At 63.4% G+C, this 1,846-nt stretch carries 2 protein-coding genes; one reads left to right on the top strand and one right to left on the bottom strand.

What is annotated here, in order from left to right; genetic code table 11:
• On the bottom strand, positions 1 to 1,409 hold a 1,409-nt coding region (locus AAC083_RS00005), incomplete at its 3' end, for a DUF294 nucleotidyltransferase-like domain-containing protein (protein WP_108537775.1).
• Positions 1,410 to 1,596: 187 nt separating this feature from the next.
• On the opposite strand from AAC083_RS00005, the gene AAC083_RS00010 reads away from it, so the two are divergent.
• The coding region (locus AAC083_RS00010; protein ID WP_181364866.1) for an enoyl-CoA hydratase/isomerase family protein at positions 1,597 to 1,846 on the top strand (250 nt) is incomplete at its 3' end.

Raw genomic sequence — 1,846 nt, forward strand, 5'->3', positions numbered from 1 at the left:
GCCACCGCCGGCCGCACCATCTCCGCCAGCAGATCCTGCCGATCGGCCAGTTGCTCCCGCAGCTTGCGGGCGATGGGAGGCAGCAGGTTGCGATCCCCGGCGATAGGGTGGGCATCGGCCAGGGTGGCAAGCCAGAGCAAGTCGGCCTCGCCCGCGTTGACGCAGGCCCGCTCAATCTCCTGTTGCCACTCGTTGACCTCTTTCACCCAGTTCGGGTTGTTGACCATCACCCGGCCGGGGCAGGGCGGATAACCGAGCCGTTCCAGCAGGGCGCTGAAGGCGGCCAGATCCGCTTGCTGATCCGGCCAATGCAGGCCGGTGGGCAGGATCAGGGCATTGTCCTGATCGGTTTTCTGGATCTGCTCGCCGCGTCCCTCCGAGCCCAGCATCAGCAAACACACCTTGTCCTGTACCTCGGGGGGGATCAGCAGGGCAAAGGCCTTGGCGATCAGCTGCTCGTTGATGGTGGCGATGAGCCTCATCAGGAAGGCGGTGTGGATCCCCTGGGCAAACAGCGAGCGGGTCAGTTGCTGCTGCTCGCGGGCCACCGCCTCCAGCGCGGGCAGGGAGTCTGCCCGGGCGATGCGCAGGGTCAGCACGTGGGAGTGAGTCGAGAAGAGCCCCAGCACCTGAGTCAGTTGCAGGATCCCCGCTACCTCGTTGCCACGCCACACCACCAGTCGCTTGATGCGGTGACGGGTCATCAGCAGCAGGGCATCAAACAGATAGCTCTCCAGCGGCAGACCAATCAGCTGCGTGGGGGTCAGCACCGAGAGGGGCGCGGTGAGCGGCAACCCCTTGAGGGTCAGGGCGTGGAGCAAGGTCTTGCGGGTCGCCAGGGTGAGCGAGCCGTCGTGGGCGGGGTAGAGCAGGCAATCGGTGCCTTGCGCCACCATGGCTTCGGTGGCCGCCAGCAGGCTGAGCCGGTTTTCGACGACGAGCGGCGCCTGCAGATGGTCGGGTTCTATCCTGGTCAGAATAAATTCCGCCAGATTTTTCTGGCCCAGCCGTTCCCGTTGTGCCTGCTGTTGTTGCCGCTCGGCCAGATTGGCGGTGAAGTAGTTGGCCAGTGCCGGCGTCTGTTCGCAGAGGGCCAGAAAGGTGTGGCGGGGGATCAGCTGGCAGAGTGTATCTTCCAGCGCCGTGAAGTTGTGGCGGCAGCGGCCGTCAAACTGGGCCCGCACGTCGAACAGATCATCGACCCCGTAGTCACCGAAGTGGTGATGAGGCGCGGACTCCTCTACCGTCCCCTTGATGATGAGATAGAGGCCTGGCGGGACATCGCCGGCATTGAGCACCACCTGGCCCGCGCGGAAATAGCAGATGGAAAGGCTCTGCGCGAGCCGCTGGTGCGCCTCGACGTTCAGGCAGTCAAACGGCGGGCGGGCAAAGTTGAACAGAGTGGTCATGGCAATCCTTGGCCGGTGGCGTCAGGTCAGTCTGACAAAGCGGTGGCGTGTGAGCTAGCCGACTTTAGTCGCACGCAGCATCTGCAACGGGAAACGGATGCCCTCACTGTACCTGGTGATCACACTCTGATAACGTTGTGGTATGACCAGTGAGTCAATGACAGGGATCAAGGAGAGGACAAGGGAGATGGAAAAACCAAGGGTCAAGTGCGAGATCCGGGACGGTATCGCCGAAGTGATGCTGGCGCGGGGGGACAAACTCAATGCGCTGGATAGAAGCATGTTCGGCGCCATCGACGAGACGCTGCGCCAGCTGCAGCAGCACAAAGGGTTGCGGGCCGTGATCCTGCACGGTGAGGGACGTGCCTTCTGCGCCGGACTGGATGTGAAGTCCATGCTCAAGCAGCCGGTGGCGGCGCTCGACATCCTCAAGCGTG

Origin of the sequence: Aeromonas sp. HMWF014 (genome assembly GCF_963878295.1) — a bacterium.
GTDB classification, from domain to species: domain Bacteria; phylum Pseudomonadota; class Gammaproteobacteria; order Enterobacterales; family Aeromonadaceae; genus Aeromonas; species Aeromonas popoffii.